The sequence below is a fragment of the Streptomyces sp. NPDC006925 genome, from assembly GCF_042869575.1.
Taxonomy (GTDB): Bacteria; Actinomycetota; Actinomycetes; order Streptomycetales; family Streptomycetaceae; genus Streptomyces.
The window spans coordinates 100,274-116,923 of sequence record NZ_JBIAGB010000010.1 but is presented as its reverse complement, the minus strand read 5'-3'; the positions used below and the strand labels follow the sequence as shown (position 1 = coordinate 116,923).

14 protein-coding genes and 1 riboswitch are annotated in these 16,650 nt (G+C 73.2%); of the genes, 8 read left to right on the top strand and 6 right to left on the bottom strand.

The features are described 5' to 3' along the window. Positions 1-123 precede the first annotated feature (123 nt). Positions 124-1,635, bottom strand: a complete 1,512-nt coding sequence (locus ACFYNS_RS16210) for a S1 RNA-binding domain-containing protein (RefSeq protein ID WP_360289904.1) — start codon at positions 1,633-1,635, stop codon at positions 124-126. Positions 1,636-2,298: 663 nt separating this feature from the next. On the opposite strand from ACFYNS_RS16210, the gene ACFYNS_RS16205 reads away from it, so the two are divergent. From ACFYNS_RS16205 to ACFYNS_RS16195, 3 genes are all read left to right on the top strand, one after another. Then, positions 2,299-3,045, top strand: coding sequence for a dienelactone hydrolase family protein (locus ACFYNS_RS16205; protein ID WP_388603380.1), 747 nt, complete (start codon positions 2,299-2,301; stop codon positions 3,043-3,045). A gap of 137 nt (positions 3,046-3,182) precedes the next feature. Continuing rightward, entirely contained in the window at positions 3,183-3,467 is a 285-nt protein-coding gene (locus ACFYNS_RS16200) for a muconolactone Delta-isomerase family protein (protein WP_360289908.1), read from the top strand. Positions 3,468-3,557: 90 nt separating this feature from the next. After that, entirely contained in the window at positions 3,558-4,136 is a 579-nt protein-coding gene (locus ACFYNS_RS16195; protein ID WP_360289910.1) for a hypothetical protein, read from the top strand. 64 nt (positions 4,137-4,200) lie between these two features. Here the strand turns inward: ACFYNS_RS16195 and ACFYNS_RS16190 are convergent, their stop codons facing one another. Both ACFYNS_RS16190 and ACFYNS_RS16185 read right to left on the bottom strand, forming a co-directional pair. Further along, positions 4,201-4,701 (bottom strand): GNAT family N-acetyltransferase, encoded by a 501-nt coding sequence (locus ACFYNS_RS16190; RefSeq protein ID WP_360289912.1) that lies wholly within the window; start codon positions 4,699-4,701, stop codon positions 4,201-4,203. 43 nt (positions 4,702-4,744) lie between these two features. Then, on the bottom strand, positions 4,745-5,206 hold the full coding sequence (locus ACFYNS_RS16185) for a MarR family winged helix-turn-helix transcriptional regulator (RefSeq protein WP_019356710.1): 462 nt from the start codon (positions 5,204-5,206) through the stop codon (positions 4,745-4,747). A 315-nt stretch (positions 5,207-5,521) separates the two neighbouring features. On the opposite strand from ACFYNS_RS16185, the gene ACFYNS_RS16180 reads away from it, so the two are divergent. Beyond that, the gene (locus ACFYNS_RS16180) at positions 5,522-6,943 is read left to right on the top strand and encodes an MFS transporter (RefSeq protein ID WP_388603375.1); all 1,422 of its coding nucleotides are present in this window, start codon (positions 5,522-5,524) and stop codon (positions 6,941-6,943) included. On the opposite strand, the gene ACFYNS_RS16175 is transcribed toward ACFYNS_RS16180, so the two are convergent. After that, positions 6,905-7,606 carry a DUF2269 domain-containing protein gene (locus ACFYNS_RS16175; RefSeq protein ID WP_388603373.1) on the bottom strand — a complete coding sequence of 234 codons (702 nt, stop codon included), beginning with the start codon at positions 7,604-7,606 and terminating at the stop codon, positions 6,905-6,907. The genes ACFYNS_RS16180 and ACFYNS_RS16175 overlap by 39 nt on opposite strands. A 489-nt stretch (positions 7,607-8,095) precedes the next feature. Between ACFYNS_RS16175 and ACFYNS_RS16170 the strand changes: the two genes are divergently transcribed. The 3 genes from ACFYNS_RS16170 to ACFYNS_RS16160 all read left to right on the top strand — a co-directional run bounded on the left by ACFYNS_RS16170 (position 8,096) and on the right by ACFYNS_RS16160 (position 11,931). Further along, positions 8,096-8,806 carry an HAD-IB family phosphatase gene (locus tag ACFYNS_RS16170; RefSeq protein WP_360289916.1) on the top strand — a complete coding sequence of 237 codons (711 nt, stop codon included), beginning with the start codon at positions 8,096-8,098 and terminating at the stop codon, positions 8,804-8,806. A gap of 211 nt (positions 8,807-9,017) precedes the next feature. Beyond that, positions 9,018-10,457 carry a globin domain-containing protein gene (locus ACFYNS_RS16165; RefSeq protein ID WP_388603371.1) on the top strand — a complete coding sequence of 480 codons (1,440 nt, stop codon included), beginning with the start codon at positions 9,018-9,020 and terminating at the stop codon, positions 10,455-10,457. A 112-nt stretch (positions 10,458-10,569) separates the two neighbouring features. Beyond that, positions 10,570-11,931, top strand: a complete 1,362-nt coding sequence (locus ACFYNS_RS16160; protein WP_388603369.1) for a pyridoxamine 5'-phosphate oxidase family protein — start codon at positions 10,570-10,572, stop codon at positions 11,929-11,931. Between the two features lie 103 nt (positions 11,932-12,034). Here ACFYNS_RS16160 and ACFYNS_RS16155 read toward each other — a convergent pair whose 3' ends face one another. After that, positions 12,035-12,538 (bottom strand): NUDIX hydrolase, encoded by a 504-nt coding sequence (locus ACFYNS_RS16155; protein ID WP_360302903.1) that lies wholly within the window; start codon positions 12,536-12,538, stop codon positions 12,035-12,037. Between the two features lie 236 nt (positions 12,539-12,774). Continuing rightward, entirely contained in the window at positions 12,775-14,613 is a 1,839-nt protein-coding gene (gene thiC / locus ACFYNS_RS16150) for a phosphomethylpyrimidine synthase ThiC (protein WP_388603366.1), read from the bottom strand. Further along, positions 14,606-14,741: riboswitch (TPP riboswitch) on the bottom strand. It overlaps the preceding gene by 8 nt. 71 nt (positions 14,742-14,812) lie before the next feature. Here thiC and ACFYNS_RS16145 point away from each other — a divergent pair. After that, positions 14,813-16,423, top strand: coding sequence for a YibE/F family protein (locus ACFYNS_RS16145; protein WP_388603364.1), 1,611 nt, complete (start codon positions 14,813-14,815; stop codon positions 16,421-16,423). Positions 16,424-16,650 lie beyond the last annotated feature (227 nt).

Genomic DNA, 16,650 nt, shown 5'->3' with positions numbered 1-16,650 from the left:
GAGTACGGACGGTACTGACCGCCGGACCCGACCGGGCCGGTCTTCGCCGTCGGCGGAAGGGTGTGGGTTCCGGCCCGTGGCCGGTGCGGAAGGTTCCCTGTCGCCTCTGCGAGGCGGAGTCCGTCACGGGTCCGGATGCGGGGCGGCCTGCCGCTGCGAGAGGGCGATCCGGCGGGTGACGGGGTCGACGTCCAGGATCTTCACCAGGAGTGTGTCGCCCTCCCGGGGAGCGGGTTGCGGGGCGCTGTCGGACAGTTCGGAGTGGTGGACCAGTCCCTCGTAGCCGTTCTCCGCCTCCTCGACGCGTACGAACACACCGAAGGGCACGACTCTGGTGACCGGACCGGCAAGGGTGCGGCCGACCTGTGCGCGCAGCGGCACCATCGGGTCCTTCCGCAGCGCCTTGAGGGAGAGGCACACCTGTTCGCGGACCGGGTCGACGACGAGGATCTCGGCCTCGATCTGCTGACCGACGGAGACGACGTCGGAGGGATGGTCGACGTGGCGCCACGACAGCTCGGGGATGTTGATCGTCGCGTCGAAGCCGCCGATGTCCACGAAGGTCACACCGAAGTCGGCGGCAAGACTGACCGTGCCGGTGACGGTCTCGCCCCGGCGCAGGGTGCGGAGAAGGGCCCAGTTCCGGTCGCCGGGTGTCGGGTCGGTCCGCCAGCGGGCGCGGACGATCCCGTCGCTGTCGGGCAGGACGGCGGTGAACAGCGGGACGCGCTCGTCGGTGTACACGGGCAGGAGCGCCGCCGCGACGGCCCGGGAGATCCGCGCCGCCAACTCCGGGAAGGCATCCTCGTCGGCGACGGCGCTGTGGATCCTGCCGTCGGCTTCCTGCCAGACGCCTTCGACGAGGCCCTCGGACGGCAGGCCCCCGAGGACGGCGTCGATGTCGGGGGACAGGTCCGGCCACAGGGCCAGGCGGGCGCGGGGAGCGAGCCGGGCGCGCACCTTCTCGACGGAGTCGCCCGTGAGGCGGTGCCACCGTGCGGCCCCCTCGACGTGTGCCTCCTCCAGGAGTCCGGCGCCTCGTGTTGCGACTGCCCAGCGCACCGTGGCCCAGAAGTCGTCGTCGCCCGGCCGCTGGATTCCTCCGGTGCCGGTCTCCATCGCGTAGGGGGAGCGGTCCCGGAGTTCCGGGAACAGCCCCAGCGCGCGGGCGTGGGTCACCGCCTCCGCGCAGGGCAGGGCGGTGCCGACGTAGAGGCACCGGTCCCAGCCCACATGGACGGCGAAGCTGCCCTCCCTCTCCAGTCGGCACCAGGCGCCGTTGTCGCGCAGCATGGTGCGTACCAGCTCCAGGGCGACATCGAGCGGCACCTCTGCACCGTCGTGGAAACCGTCGGGAAGGCCGTCCGGACCGGCGGGGCCGAGGGGGAAGCGGCCGTCCGGGCCGAAGCCGTCCACCGGGGGCTCCGCGCCGAGGTGTGCGAGGCAGGGCACACGGGGTTCGCGTACGGCCAGCCGGTCCACGCCGGTGGCCTCCGCGAAGGCCGCGACCGCCTGCAGAAGGGCCTCCTCGATCCCGTGCTCGTCGGCGCTGTCCGTGCTGCCGGTGCGGTGGCCGTGTTCGTCATGGTCGGCGGGGTCGTGGGGACTGAGGCGGTGGACGTAGGGGAGCTGCACCGTTCGATTGTCCGCTGCGCTGCGGCCGCCCGTCGCGAGAGGCCTGCGGCTCGGCGCCGGGCCGGGGTCGACGGCGCAGGGTGCGGGCCACCCGGTCGTGGCAGGCCCGGTCGCGGGCCGGCCGCCTCGTCGAGCGGTGGAACGACCAGAAGACGATCAGCAGCACCGGTGCCAGCAGCGGGGTGCCCATGCCGCGACGCTGCCGGCGGTCGCCGCTCCGGCGAGACCGCCGACGGTCGTGGCGCAGCGCTCGCCCTGCACCATGCGCCACACGGTGACCGCAGCGCGCCAGGTCGAGGGCGACGTCGAAGAACGGGCCCGCGCCGACCTGTCCGAGCGCCCGGTGCCTTCGCTGCGGGCGCTGTTCCGGCAGCATCCGGGACTGACCACGCTGCCCGCCGACCCCGCAGGCGGGCAGGAGTCCGCCGGGGAGACGATCGGCGGGGCCCTCGTGGACCTCTGCAACCCCGCGCAGGTGGACGTCGTGCGCCGGGTGAGCAAGCTGCTCGCGGAGGACGGCGGGACGGATCAGGAGGAGCAGCGGGCAGCTCCCGGGGGAAACAGGCCGGGAACGAGCCGGCCTCTTGGGCCCGGCGACGCCGAAGGGCCCCGCTCCGGCCGAGGTGATCATAGGCTCGAGGGATCGAACGGACAGGAGGATCCATGCCCATCACGACGCTGTCGATTCCCACCGCGGACGGTCGGGCCGACGCTTTCGCCGCCCTTCCCGACAGTGGCGGACAGCACCCGGGGGTGCTGATGTACGGGGACGCCTTCGGCAACCGGCCCGTGCTGCGCGAACTCGCCCAGGAACTGGCCGGGCACGGGTACTACGTGCTCGTCCCCAACTTCTTCTACCGGAGCGGTCCGGCACCGGTGATCGAACTCCCCGAGCACATCGGGGACGCGGCCCGGGACGAGGCCATCGGCAAGCTGATGCCCCTGATCGAGGCGCACACCGACGAACGGATCGTGCGCGACGCGGAGTCCTGCCTGGAGTTCCTCTCCGCGCAGCCGGAGGTCCGCCCCGGACCCGTCGCGGTGACGGGCTACTGCATCGGCGGACTCCTGGCGGTGCGCACGGCGTCGGCCTTCCCCGACCGGGTGGCCGCCGTCGCCGGGTTCCACGGTCCGGTGGGCGCTGACGAGCCCGACAGCCTGCACCGCCTGCTCTCCAGGATCACCGCCGAGATCCACCTCGGGCACGCCGAGACCGATCTGACGCCCGAGGCCCTCGGCGAGCTGAACCAGGCCCTGGACGCCGCCGGGGTCCGCTACACCTCGGAGATCTACCCCGGCACCGTGCACGGTTACACGATGTCCGACACCGACGCCTTCAGCCCGGCGGGGTTGCAGCGCCCTTGGGACCGGCTGCTGCCTCTCCTCGCCCGCACGCTGGGGGACGGCTGAGACTGCTGAGACGGCTGGGGACCCAGCCGGGGAACCGGGGTGGCGGAGGTCCGGGGCACGTGGACCACGTCGCGTACGCGGCTCCGGACGCCCGGCCGATGATCTGCGGGTACGGGCCCCCGGAGTAGGGTCGGAGCATGCAGTTCCTGGTGATGACCCGCCGCTACAGCGACCGCTATTCCGAGGAGGAGTTCGCCGCCGTGCTCCCCGAGGAGTCCGCGGCGGTACGGAAGTTGTACGCGGACGGGGTACTGCGGCAGATCTGGCTGCGCGGGGACGGGCCGGGGGCCTGCTTCCTGCTGGAGGCCGACTCGCCGCAGGAGGCGCAGGCGGCCGTGGACACCCTTCCGCTGGCCCGTAAGGAGATGTCGGAGTTCCGCGTCGTGCCGCTCCGGCCCTACGGCGGCTTCGGACCGAGCTGACCTCGACCCTGACCCTGGTCCCGTGGAGCGGCCGCGGTGTGCTGCGGTCGGCAGGGGTCGTTGTCAGTGGGGTGGGGCATGCTTGCGGACATGAGTGCGGATGCGGTCGGGGTTTCCGGTATGGGCGCGGGTGCTTCGGAGTTGGGCCGGATCGAGGGAGCGCTGCGCGCGTCCTGGGGCGCGGACACCTGCTCCCCGGATGATCTGGAGCGCGCGGGCTGGAGTCCGGCGAACCCCGCGTGGGGGCAGTGCGACGTGACGGCGCTGGTGGTGCAGGACCTGCTGGGCGGAGAGCTGATGTGCGGGGAGGTGTACGGGGTGCACGGTGGCCGGCAGGGATTCCACTGGTGGAACAGGCTGCCGGACGGCTCCCAGATCGACCTCACCCGCGACCAGTTCCGCGCCGGTCAGGTCGTCATGGAGGGCGTCTCGGTGCCGCGCCCGATGCGCCACTCGCTGCGCAGGGGCGAGGAATACGCGCTGCTGCGCGGGCGGGTGTGGCAGCGGCTCGGTATCCCCGCGGGGAGCACGACGGCGGTCCCCACGGTCGGTGCGGGCGGAGGTGCGGTTCCGGGGGCGGGCTCCTGCGGCGCGGGCCCCTGGGCCGGGTCCGGGCCCGCAGCCAGGGGCTCGATGGCCTCCTGCCGAGAGCGGCGCGGCGCCGCCTGAGGCCGGTTGCGGCCCGAGCCGCTGCGGCCGCCCCGGCCGCGGTGGGGGTCTGCGGCGGCCCCGTTCAGATCAGCGGCATCTTGAAGCCGAGGTGCGACGCCTGGAAGCCCAGGCGCTCGTAGAAGCGGTGCGCCTCGACGCGGGTGGCGTCGGAGGTGAGCTGTACCAGCACGCACTCCTGACGCCGGGACTCGGCGACGGCCCACTCGATGAGCCGGGTGCCCAGACCGCTGCCGCGCAGATCGGTGTGCACCCGTACGGCCTCGATGAGGGAGCGGGTGGAGCCGCGGCGGGACAGTCCCGGGATGATCGTCAGGTGCAGGGTGCCGACGGTTCTGCCGTCCATCTCGGCGACGACGAGGTGCTGGTGCGAGTCGGCGTCGACCCGCTCGAACGCGGCGCGGTAGGGGGCGAGGTCGGAGGGGGTCTCACGGGTGGCCCCGAGGGCGTCGTCGGCGAGCATGGCGACGATCGCGGGGATGTCCTCGGCCCGTGCCCGCCGGATGGTGAGCTCCGCTGCGGGCGTCTCGGCGGGGGTTCCCGCACCGCCGGAAGTCGTGGTCATCTTCCGCACTGTACGCCCGGGTCCGACGGTGCGGCCCAGGCGGTCACTCCGCGGGCCGGGCGGGGGCGAGTGCGCGGACGGCGGCGGCCAGGGGGGCGAGTTCGGGCCGGGCCTCGGCTGCGGCCAGCGCCTCCTTGAGCGCGGTGTCGTGCGTGGGACGTGCCGCGTCCAGCAGGGCGTGGCCCTCTTCGGTGACGTCGGTGTAGATGCCGCGTCGATCGTCGGGGCACAGGTAGCGGCGGAGCAGCCCGCGTTCTTCCAGCCGGCTGACCAGGCGGGTCGTCGCGCTCTGGCTGAGGACGACGGTGTCGGCGAGCTGGTTCATCCGGAAGTGGCCGCCGTCCCCGTCGTGCTGTTCGCTCAGGACGTCCAGCAGGGAGAACTCGCGCACGCTGAGCCCGTGTGCGGCGTGCAGCGCCCGTTCGATGTGGGTCTCGATCCGGCCGTGCAGCGCGGAGAGCGCGCACCAGCCCTGTGCGAGGCCCAGATCGGCGTGGCGTGACATGAAGGAACTCCTCTCCCGGCCGACCGTCGTCCGGCTGTCCGGCTGTCCGGCTGTCCGGCTGTCCGGTTCCGTCCGTTCTCCCGGCCGACCGTCCGGGTTCCGGCCGTCCGGCTTCCGGGTTCCGACCGTCCGGGTTCCGGTCGGCCGCCCGGACCCCCGCAGCACGGGGACGGACCTGCGCCGCGCCGCCGGAGACGGAGCTGCGCGCCTCCCAGGCTAGAGCATCACCGCAATAGTCGGCGTTTGCGTATATCCAGCGTCTGCAATTAATGTCGACGCTTGTAATCGTCTCGCGCATTGGAAGGTTCCCCGCTCATGCCTCTCGCCCTGCTGGCGCTCGCCATCGGCGCCTTCGGCATCGGGACCACCGAGTTCGTGATCATGGGTCTGCTGCCCGAGGTCGCCGCCGAGTTCGGGGTCTCCATCCCCACCGCCGGGTATCTGGCCTCCGGCTACGCGGTCGGGGTGCTGCTGGGCGCCCCGGTCCTCGCCGTCCTGGGCACCCGGATCTCCCGCAAGCGGATGCTGATGCTGCTGATGGGGCTGTTCGTGCTGGGCAACCTGGTCTCCGCGCTCGCGCCCACCTTCGGCGTGATGCTCGCGGGCCGGGTCATCGCCTCGCTCGCACACGGTGCCTTCTTCGGCATCGGCTCGATCGTCGCGGCCGGACTGGTGGCCCCGCACCGCAAGGCCGCGGCCATCTCCCTGATGTTCACCGGGCTGACCCTCGCGAACGTGGTCGGCGTACCACTGGGCACCCTGCTGGGGCAGCAGGCAGGCTGGCGGCTCACGTTCGTCGCCGTCGCCGGACTGGGAGTGCTGGGGCTGGCGGGCGTCGCCGCGCTGGTACCCCGGGACATCCCGGCCCCGACCCCGGCCGACGGCCCAGCCGCTCGCGCGGCCGACCGTCCGGTGGCCGGGGCCCCGGACGGCCCCGTCCCCGCGCGTCGCCCGCGTCCCCGTACCGGCCGGATCCGCGACGAGCTGGCCGCCTTCCGCAACGTCCAGGTGCTGCTGGCGATGGGGATGACCGTGCTCGGCTTCGGCGGAGTCTTCGCCGCGATCACCTACATCGCGCCGATGATGACGGAGGCCGCCGGGTACGCCGACGCCTCCGTGACCTGGCTGCTGGTCCTCTTCGGGGTCGGCATGGTCGCCGGGAACCTGGTCGGTGGCCGGTTCGCGGACCGGGCCCTGCTGCCCATGCTGTGCATCGCCCTGGTCGCGCTGGCCGGGACGCTGGCCGCGTTCACCGTCACGGCGCACGACAAGGCGGCGGCCGCCGTCACGCTGACCCTGATCGGGGCGTTCGGCTTCGCCACCGTCCCGCCGTTGCAGAAGCGGGTGCTCGACCAGACGGCGAACGCGCCCACCCTCGCCTCGGCCATGAACATCGGCGCCTTCAACCTCGGCAACGCGCTCGCCGCCTGGCTCGGCGGGCTGGTCCTCGGGGCCGGCTTCGGCCCGACGTCGCCGAACATCGCGGGCGCCGGACTGGCCCTGGGCGCCCTGGCGCTGGCGGTGACCTCCGCACTCCTGGAACGGCGCGGCCCCCGCCCCTTCACCCCGGTGCCCCGGGCCGGGCTCCGCGGGCGGGCTGCCGGGAAGGCCGCACCGGACGGCGCCGCGCAGCCGGCGCCCGCGTACGCCGGGGCCGGGCCGTCCGCGGGCACCGGCCAGGCAGCCCATGGCGGGCCGTCAGCCGACGGCCCGCCGTCCGGACGCCGAGGCCGCTGACCGGCTCCGCCGTCCGGACGCCGGTGGCCGGTTCCGGGAACCCGCCGCGGGTGACCGGTCCTGTGCTCCGGACGCCGCTGACCGGCTCCGCCGATCCGCGGCGGGTGACCCGTCCTGGCGTCCGGAGTCCGGTGCCCCGGCCTGCGGGCCACGGGCCGGTGGCCGACGGCGGACCGGGGTGCTGCGGCGGCCCCGCTTGGTGGGCCCCCAGGGCTTCAGCACCGAGATGACGGTCATGAACGTGTAGGCGCTCAGCGAGACGAGCGGCGGGATCACCAGCTCGTACGGCAGGATCGGGCGCCCCGCGGCCACGTCGGCGACCGTGCTGTCGATCCGCGTCCGGAAGAGGAGCACGCTGGCCAGGGTGGCGGCCAGCGTGAGCCAGAACTTGATCCACACCCACCAGTACCGCGCCAGCCCCCAGCGGGTGCCCACCGACAGCAGTACGCCGCTGGCCAGGGTGACCAGCGCGAGCGGGGCCAGCAGCCAGTCGGCGAAGACCTTCATCGAGCGGTAGGATGCCTCAGCCGCGGGGCCGGACCCGGTGAGGGCCGCGGTGAGGCCGAGCGCGAGCAGGCACAGCGTCATGCCGAGCCAGCCGGCCGAGGAGCAGACGTGGAGCGCGAGAGTGCCTCTGCGGGCACGTCGGGACAGTTGCCGCATACCGTCGACTGTGCCGCCGTCCGGCGTCCGGGGCGTCCGACAGCGGGAGTATCGCAGGCTACTCGGCTCCGAGTACGCGGCGCCGCGCGGCGTACGCGTTGCCCGGGGGTGGTCGGCGTCCGTGCCGGCGGCGTCCCGATGCCCGCGACAGCGCGGCGCCCGGGCCGGCTGCGGGGTCGGCAGCAGACCTGCGCCCGGCGTCCCGTGTCCGGCGTCCCGCGCCCGCGGTCCCGTGTACGGTCCCGTGTCCGGCGCCCGCGCCCCGGCGCCCGCGCCCCGGCGCCCGCGCCCCGGCGTCCCGCACCCGCACCCGCGCCCGGCAGCGGACCTTACCGGCGTCCGGCGTCCGCCCGCACCCGCGCCCGGCAGCGGACCTTACCGGCGTCCGGCGTCCGCCCGCACCCGCGCCCGGCAGCGGTCTCCACCGGCCTCCGGCGTCCGTGCCCCGGCCCGGGACCCCGGTCGCCCGCCGCCCGTACGATCGCCGGTATGCATCCGGCTCAGCATCCGAATCCGCGACCGACGCCGGGAGAACGCCGCTCCCGGCTCCATCTCTTCGACCTGGACGGCACCCTGCTGTACGGTTCGGCGGCCTCGGTGGAGATATCCCGGCAGCTCGGGGTCGACGTCGAGATCCGGGAGCTCGAACGGGCTTTTGCGGAACGGAAACTGACACCGCCGGAGTTCGCCCTCCGGGCGTGTGCGCTGTGGTCGGCACTCAACGACGAGATCGTGTCCGCCGCCTTCTCGGCCGCGCCGTGGCTGACGGGCATCCCGGAGGTGTGGGCCGGACTCAGGGCGGAGGGCGAGCGGTGCGCCGTGATTTCCCTCTCGCCGGATTTCTTTGTGCGGAGACTACAGGATTGGGGGGCCGAGGTTACCCACGGTTCGCGGTGGCCGGAGGTTCCGCGCGCAATTCCGAACGGAAGTACGAAGTATCCGGCGCGTCCCCTCGATCCGGCCGGGATTCTTTCGCCCTCGTCGAAGGTGAAGATCGCGGAGGAGCTCTGCGCCCAATTCGGGCTCCGGCTGGCGGACTGCGTGGCGTACGGGGACTCCCTCTCCGACGCGGAGCTGTTCGCCGCAGTGCCGGTCTCCGTGGCGGTGAACGCCGATCACCACGTCCGCTCGCTCGCCTCCCACCACTACACCGGAAGTGATCTCCGGGAGGCCCACGGGCTCGTCTCCGCGGCACGGTAATTCCCGCACGGGTTCCGAATGGCGGAATTCGCGGGAACCGCGAACGGGGGTTGTGGCGTGAAGGCTTCACGGTATGGTCGGGTCCCTCCCGCATCGTGCGGTAAGGAGTGCAAAGCGTTCTGAGCACGGTGTTCGCAGGGGGCGGTTCACCGGAACTTTCGGAACACGGATGTGCACAGAACGTCCGGAAGAGGTACGAGGCGAGGCGAGCATGACCACCATGTCGGGCAGCGACGGTGCGTCCGCCGGTGGCAGCGGCGGACGGGGATGGTTCACCCCGGCGTCCGATGCCGCACCCGCGGAGCGCCCCGCGCCAGGCGCACCTGACGCGGTACCGTCCCAGCAGACCGCGGGGACGGCCGCACCGGAACCGGAACACGAACCGGAACCCGAACACGCGCACGAGCCGGAGGCGGCTCCCGAACCGCTGGCGGCGGCCTCGGCGGCCTCGGCGGCCCCGGCGGCCGCCGGCGGGCGGACGGCTCCCGCAGCGTCCGCGGAGCCCGCGGGCGACCAGCTAGGCGACTCCGAACTGATCGGGGCCTCCATGGCGGAGCTGGAACGTTCCGCCGACTCGGCGACCGCCTACTTCTACGCGCTGCTGTTCGTCCAGTACCCGCACCTGCGCGAGATGTTCCCGGCCGCCATGGACGGCCAGCGCGACCGGCTCTTCCGCGCGCTGCTGACCGCCGTACGCCTCTTCGACGACGGCAAGCTGCTCGGCGACTACCTCGCCGGGCTGGGCCGGGGCCACCGCAAGTACGGCACCCTGCCCGCCCACTACCCGGCAGTCGGCGAGTGCCTGATGGCCGCGATCGCGCGCTACGCACCCGACACCTGGGGCCCGCGCACCGAGGCGGCCTGGGTGCGCGCCTACACCGCGATCTCCCAGACGATGATCGACGCGGCGGCCGAGGACGAGCGCCGGGCGCCCGCCTGGTGGGACGCGGAGATCGTCTCGCACGAGCTGCGCACCTCGGAGATCGCCGTGATCACGGTGCGTCCCGACCAGCCGTACCCGTTCCGCGCCGGGCAGTACACCAGCTTGGAGACGCCCTGGTGGCCCCGGGTGTGGCGGCACTACTCGTTCGCGTCCGCGCCCCGCCCCGACGGCCTGCTGACCTTCCACGTGAAGTCCGTGCCCGCCGGGTGGGTCTCCACGGCGCTGGTGCAGCGCGCCCGCCCCGGCGACGTGCTGCGGCTCGGCCCGCCCGCGGGCTCGATGCTCGTCGACCACGAGGCCGACAGCGGGCTGCTCTGCCTGGGCGGCGGGACCGGTATCGCGCCCATCAAGGCGCTGGTCGAGGACGTGATCAGCCGGGGAAGGGCGCGCCCGGTCGAGGTCTTCTACGGAGCCCGCACCGACCACGACCTCTACGACCTGGAGACGATGCTGCGCCTCCAGGACCGCCACCGGTGGCTGTCGGTGCGCCCCGTCGTCGCGGCGGGCGCGGCCTCGGCCGCCGAGGCGCTCGCGGGCGAGCTCCCGGACGCGGTACGCAGATACGGCCCCTGGCCCGCGTACGACGGCTACCTCTCCGGGCCGCCCGGAATGATCAGGACCGGGGTCGAGACGTTGCGCGGGCTCGGGATCCCGACGCACCGAATACGGCACGATTCCCTCGACGAACTGGTCGTACAGGGGGCGTAGGTGGTGGGGTGTTCGGATCGCGGCTGCTGCCGGGAGCCGGTCACCCGGGGCGGGTGGTCCGGGGCCGGCCGCGGGGCAGCCGATCCGGGTGACCGGTCGAGGAAAGGGACGAGTGGCGGCGTTGAGTGACGCGAACGGATACGGCGACGGTTCCGCGGGGCACGCGGCGGGTGGGGGCCCCGGGGCCGACCAGCATCCCGGCCCGCCGCGGCGGTTGCCCGGCAGCGACGGGGAGCACGCGCTGCAGCAGCGGACCGGTTCGCAGGAGCGCGCCGAGCGGTTCTACCAGGACCAGGTGCTCGACCATCTCAACGAGCGGATGCGGGAGTTCACCCAGCAGCAGGAGATGTTCTTCCTCGCCACGTCCGACAGTCGCGGCGAGTGCGACAACAGCTTCCGCGCCGGGCCGCCCGGGTTCCTGCGCGTGCTGGACGAGCGGACGCTGGTCTTTCCGGAGTACCGCGGCAACGGGGTCCACGCCAGCCTCGGCAACATCGAGGAGAACCCGCATGTGGGCCTGCTCCTCGTCGACTTCCTCCGCGCCCGGATCGGTCTGCACATCAACGGCCGCGCCCAGGTGCTGGACGACGCGGAACTGCGCCCCTCGGTACCGGATCTGCCACAGGACCCGATACCCGGTCGGCGGGCCCTGCTGTGGGTGCGGGTCGAGGTGGAGGAGGCGTACATACACTGCGCCAAGCACATCCCCCACCTCCAGAAGGCCACGCGTCGCCCGGCGCGCGAGTGGGGCACCGACGACTACAAGCGCAAGGGCGGCGACTTCTTCGGAGCCGCCCGGGACGCCCGGGAGGGTCATCGCGAGGTGACCGCCCCCGCGGGACCCCCGTCGCCTGGGCCGGTGTCCCCGGCGGTGCCCGAGGCGCCGCCGACTCCCACCGCCTCATCCGTATCGGCCTCCCCGCCCGCGCCGCCGACTCCCACGGCCTCACCCGTATCGGCCTCCCCGCCCGCGTCGGAACTTCCGGCCCCCGCCCCGGCCGTACCCGCCGCCCCACCGGTGCCGGCGTCCGGCGGTTCGGCCCCGCTGCCCCCGCAGGCACCACCGGCCCCGGCGTCCGCACCGGCCCCCGTGCAGGCGCGTACCGCAACCCGGGAACCGGCAGCTCAGCCGGAGGCCCGCACGGGGCGCGACGGGGAAGCCGAGGACGACCGCCCGCCCGGTACCGAACCCGCCGCCGCACCGGAGGACGAGGCCGCGCGGGCGGCCGCCCTCCCGCCGCTGCCCCGGCGGCGACAGCCCGCCGCCGCGACGGTTCCGGCCGCCTCCTCAGCGGTCTCGGCCGCCATCTCGGCGCGCTCGGGGAGCGCCGGGTCCGCCGAGCACGCCCGCGACGTCTCCGCCTGGCGGCTGGAGGCCGAGCGGGCACTGGCGGAGGCGCAGCGGCGCGGCCGCCAGGAAGCGGAGCCGAGCGAGCCACGGGAGCCCGCGCCCTTCCAGGGCTGGTTCGGCTAGCGCGCGGAAGCGGGCGGCGCCCGGCGGGTCCGGGCGGCCCGGCGGGTCCGGGCCCTGGCGGGTCCGCGCGGCCCCGGCGGGCCCGGGCGGCCTCCGGCGGAGGTCAGCGGAGGTCGGGCGCGAGCAGCGCCTGGATCCCCTCGATGTTCGCGGCGAGATAGGCCCGCAGTCTCGGCGGGACGACCTCCACGGAGTTCAGGGCCTCCGGGGTGAAGGGGAGCCGTACGATCTCGTACTCTCCTTGCGGCTCCTCCACTTCGGGTCCGTGCCGTAGGCGCGGGTCGAGCGAGACGAGCCTGCACACGAAGAAGTGCTGTACCTTCACTCCACCCGGTGTCTCCGCAGGGTCACTCACCGTGTCCACGAAGGCGGGCACCGCATCGGTGATCGCCGCGCCCAGTTCCTCGGCCACCTCACGGTGCAGGGCGTCCTCCACGGTGCGGTCCACGCCGGGCTCGACACCGCCTCCCGGTGTGATCCAGTACGGCTCCTGGCCGGGCTTGGTGCGTTTGATGAGGATCAGTTCCACGGTGGGCGCCGGACCCTCCCCGGCGGTGAGGAGGATGGCGCGGGCAGTCCGCTTGACCACGGGGCGTTCGACGAACATGCAGGAGATTTGGCCCGCATCGCCGCGCGTCAAACCCTCCGCTTCCCTCACTGTGCGTGTCAGGTCAGAACATCGCTCAATAGGTCCGTATCCATAAGTGATTGGACACTGACGTTGAGTCAACTATTCTTGTCGTCCGCGCCGCCGCGCGCATCGAGCCGGGCGGTTCGTGGCAGGAGGGGGGAGCCACGAACCGCCCTCGCGGCTCCCGCCCCCGCTCTACCGGAGTACGGGTCTCACGGGGCCATCGGCAGATACACCCGGTTGCCCGCCTCGGCGAACTCGCGGGACTTCTCCGCCATCCCGGCCTCGACCTCCTCCATCGTCGCGCCGTGCCGCTCGCGGATCTCCTGGGAGATCTTCATGCTGCAGAACTTCGGGCCGCACATGGAGCAGAAGTGCGCGGTCTTGGCCGGTTCCGCCGGCAGCGTCTCGTCGTGGAACGAGCGGGCCGTGTCCGGGTCGAGCGCCAGATTGAACTGGTCCTCCCAGCGGAACTCGAACCGGGCGTCCGAGAGCGCGTCGTCCCAGTCCTGCGCCCCCGGGTGGCCCTTGGCCACGTCCGCGGCATGGGCGGCGATCTTGTAGGTGATCACACCCGTCTTGACGTCGTCCTTGTCCGGCAGCCCCAGGTGCTCCTTCGGAGTGACGTAGCAGAGCATCGCGGTGCCCCACCAGCCGATCATCGCCGCGCCGATGCCGCTGGTGATGTGGTCGTAGGCGGGCGCGATGTCCGTCGTCAGCGGACCCAGCGTGTAGAACGGGGCCTCCTCGCAGACCTCCTGCTGGCGGTCCACGTTCTCCTTGATCTTGTGCATCGGCACATGGCCCGGACCCTCGATCATGGTCTGCACGTCGTGCGCCTTGGCGATCCGGTTGAGCTCGCCCAGGGTGTCCAACTCGGCCATCTGCGCCGCGTCGTTGGCGTCCGCGATCGACCCGGGCCGCAGCCCGTCGCCCAGCGAGAACGTCACGTCGTAGGAGCGCAGGATCTCGCACAGCTCGCTGAAGTGCTCGTACAGGAAGCTCTCCCGGTGGTGCGCCAGGCACCACGCGGCCATGATCGAGCCGCCGCGGGAGACGATGCCGGTCTTGCGGCGCGCCGTCAGCGGGACGTAGCGCAGCAGCACCCCGGCGTGCACCGTCATGTAGTCGACGCCCTGCTCGCACTGTTCGAGGACAGTGTCCTTGTAGACCTCCCAGGACAGCTCCTCCGCCTTGCCGTCCACCTTCTCCAGCGCCTGGTACAGCGGCACCGTGCCGATGGGAACGGGGGAGTTGCGCAGCACCCACTCGCGGGTGGTGTGGATGTTGCGGCCGGTCGAGAGGTCCATGACGGTGTCGGTGCCCCACCGGGTCGCCCACGTCATCTTCTCGACCTCCTCCTCGATGGAGGAGGTGACGGCGGAGTTGCCGATGTTGGCGTTCACCTTCACCAGGAAGTTCTTCCCGATGATCATCGGCTCGGTCTCCGGATGGTTCACGTTGGCGGGCAGCACGGCCCGCCCCGCGGCGATCTCGTCCCGGACGAACTCGGGGCTGCGGTTCTCGCGGAGGGCGACGTACTCCATCTCCGCGGTGATCTCGCCCCGCTTCGCGTAGCCGAGCTGGGTGACGGCCGCGCCGTTCCGGCCGCGGCGCGGCTGGCGCGGGCGGCCCGGGAAGACCGCGTCGAGCCCCGCCAGATCGTCGGCGCCGCCGCGGACGACTCCGCCGCGCGGGCTGGTGTGCTTGAGGCCGTCGTCCTCGGGCCGCAGTTCGCGGCCCGCGTACTCCTCGGTGTCCCCCCTCTGGACGATCCAGTTCTCGCGCAGCGGCGCCAGGCCGCGGCGCACATCGGTGTCGATCTCGGGGTCGGTGTACGGCCCGGACGTGTCGTAGAGCGTCACGTCCCTGCCGTTGGTGAGATGCACCCGTCGGACGGGGACCCGGATGTCCGGGCGCGATCCCTGCAGATATCCCTTGTGCGAGCCGAGCGCTTTGCCGGCCGGGGCCGCTGCTGCGTTCTCGGCGTTCTCGGCGGTTCCGGCCTCCTCGGCCTTCTCGGCGCGCGCGTGTGCATCCTGCGTGGTCATGAGACCCACTCCCTACGCCGGCATTACCCGGTAACAGGTTCGGCGGTCGGCGCAGCCGGTTCCGTGGTTCCTTCCACGGAGGTCAGCGCCCTCTCAGCCCCGTGCTCGGAGCTCCCGCGATGTGCAAAGGCGCCTCTACGCTAACGGCACACGGCCCGGACTGAACACCCCGCCCGGCCGTTCTTGCGATGATCGGGCGGTGACCCACACCGACCCCGCCGTCCCCGCACCCGAACCCGGTCGTGCCCACGGGCACGGCCCCGGACCCGGCCATGCGCCCGCCCATCACCGTGGGCACGGGCAAAGCCACGGCCACGGGCACGGGCAAGGCCACGGCCAGGGCCACGGGCACGGGCACGGCCAGGGCCACGGGCAAAGCCAGGGCCACGGCCACGGGCACAGTCACAGTCACAGTCACGGGCCCGCCGAGCCGGTCTCCCGCCATCTGCGGAAGGTCATCGCGGCGGTGCTGGTGCCCTTCGCGGCGGCCGTGCTGGCCGGGCTGGTGGTGCTGTGGCCAGGCGGCGTGCCGGGGCACCAGCACGACCACTCCGGAGTCGGCTTCGACCGGCCCACCTTCACCGCCAAGGTCGTGGAACTGGCCGAGGTGGACTGCGGCAAGGCCAACGTCCGGCAGCCGCCCGGCTCCTCGGGCGGCGGTTCCTCCGGGCAGGGCGACGAGGGCGGGGCGCACGGGCCTTGCCGGAAGGCCACCGTCGAGATCACCGAGGGCAAGGACAAAGGGCACACCTTCACCGAGGTCGTCCCGCCCGACGCCACCCGCAGCTACTCCGTGGGGCAGGGCGTCGTCGTCGCCTACGCCGCGAAGGCGCCGCGCGATCTCCAGTACAGCGTCGTCGACACCGACCGCGATCTGCCGATGGTGCTGCTGGCCGGCCTCTTCGCGCTCGTGGTGGTGCTCGTGGGGCGGCTGCGCGGAGTGCTGGCGCTGGTGGGGCTGGTCATCAGCTTCGCCGTGCTGACGCTGTTCATCCTGCCCGCGATACTGCAGGGTTCCAATCCGCTGGTGGTCGCGGTGGTCGGCGGGAGCGCCATCATGCTGGCCACGCTGTATCTGTGCCACGGCCTGTCCGCCCGCACCTCGGTCGCGGTGCTGGGCACCCTGGTGTCGCTGCTGCTGATCGGGCTGCTGGGCTCGTTGTTCATCGGCTGGGCCGGACTGACCGGCAACACCGACGACCAGACCGGTCTGGTGCACGGGCTCTACCCCGGTATCGAGATCCGGGGGCTGCTGCTGGCGGGGGTGCTGATCGGCTCGCTCGGCGTGCTCGACGACGTGACGGTCACCCAGACCTCGGCCGTCTGGGAACTCAAGGACGCCGACCCCGGGGCCAGTCGACGCCGGATCTACCGGGCCGCCATGCGGATCGGCCGCGACCACATCGCGTCCGTCGTCAACACACTGGTGCTGGCCTACGCGGGAGCGGCGCTGCCGCTGCTGTTGCTCTTCTCGATCGCGCGCAGCGACGTGACGATGGTCGCCACGAGCGAGGTGGTCGCCGAGGAGATCATCCGTACGCTGGTCGGCTCCATCGGCCTCGTCGCGTCGGTGCCGGTCACGACGCTGCTGGCCGCGCTCGTCGTCTCGGCGGACCGCAGGCGGCCCGAGGCGCCGGAAGCGGCCGATCGTGCCGTAGGGGACACGCCCCGGGGCGTACCCGCTCCGGCATCCGGCGATCCGGTGTCCGGCGCCCCCGCGTCCGGCGCCCCCGCGTCCGGTGGCCGCCTCGCACAGGCCCGCGGCGCCGGGGTCACCGGCGGCCGGGGGAGGCGGCGGAAGCCGAAGTGAGCCGGGGTGCGGGACGGCGCCCGGACTGCCGGTGCGGGTCGTACCGCCGTTCGGGCCGCCCCCCGGCATTCACCGGAGCGGTGCTGCCGACCGCCGTGGAGCCGGCCGGAGCCGCAGGGCCGGTCGAAGGGGGGCGGCCGGGGCGGTGTTGCCCGCCGGAGTGTCGGCGCCGAAGCGGCCGCGTTCGGGGTGCCGACTCGGTACCGCGTCCGCGCCCCGCTCCGACC

Bases quoted from the DNA above. Each gene is read 5' to 3' on its own strand.
- ACFYNS_RS16205 (WP_388603380.1), top strand. From the start codon at position 2,299: ATGCCCATCACGACGCTGTCGATTCCCACCGCGGACGGTCGGGCCGAC.
- ACFYNS_RS16200 (WP_360289908.1), top strand. From the start codon at position 3,183: ATGCAGTTCCTGGTGATGACCCGCCGCTACAGCGACCGCTATTCCGAG.
- ACFYNS_RS16195 (WP_360289910.1), top strand. From the start codon at position 3,558: ATGAGTGCGGATGCGGTCGGGGTTTCCGGTATGGGCGCGGGTGCTTCG.
- ACFYNS_RS16190 (WP_360289912.1), bottom strand. From the start codon at position 4,701: ATGACCACGACTTCCGGCGGTGCGGGAACCCCCGCCGAGACGCCCGCA.
- ACFYNS_RS16185 (WP_019356710.1), bottom strand. From the start codon at position 5,206: ATGTCACGCCACGCCGATCTGGGCCTCGCACAGGGCTGGTGCGCGCTC.
- ACFYNS_RS16180 (WP_388603375.1), top strand. From the start codon at position 5,522: ATGCCTCTCGCCCTGCTGGCGCTCGCCATCGGCGCCTTCGGCATCGGG.
- ACFYNS_RS16175 (WP_388603373.1), bottom strand. From the start codon at position 7,606: ATGCGGCAACTGTCCCGACGTGCCCGCAGAGGCACTCTCGCGCTCCAC.
- ACFYNS_RS16170 (WP_360289916.1), top strand. From the start codon at position 8,096: ATGCATCCGGCTCAGCATCCGAATCCGCGACCGACGCCGGGAGAACGC.
- ACFYNS_RS16165 (WP_388603371.1), top strand. From the start codon at position 9,018: ATGACCACCATGTCGGGCAGCGACGGTGCGTCCGCCGGTGGCAGCGGC.
- ACFYNS_RS16155 (WP_360302903.1), bottom strand. From the start codon at position 12,538: ATGTTCGTCGAACGCCCCGTGGTCAAGCGGACTGCCCGCGCCATCCTC.
- thiC (WP_388603366.1), bottom strand. From the start codon at position 14,613: ATGACCACGCAGGATGCACACGCGCGCGCCGAGAAGGCCGAGGAGGCC.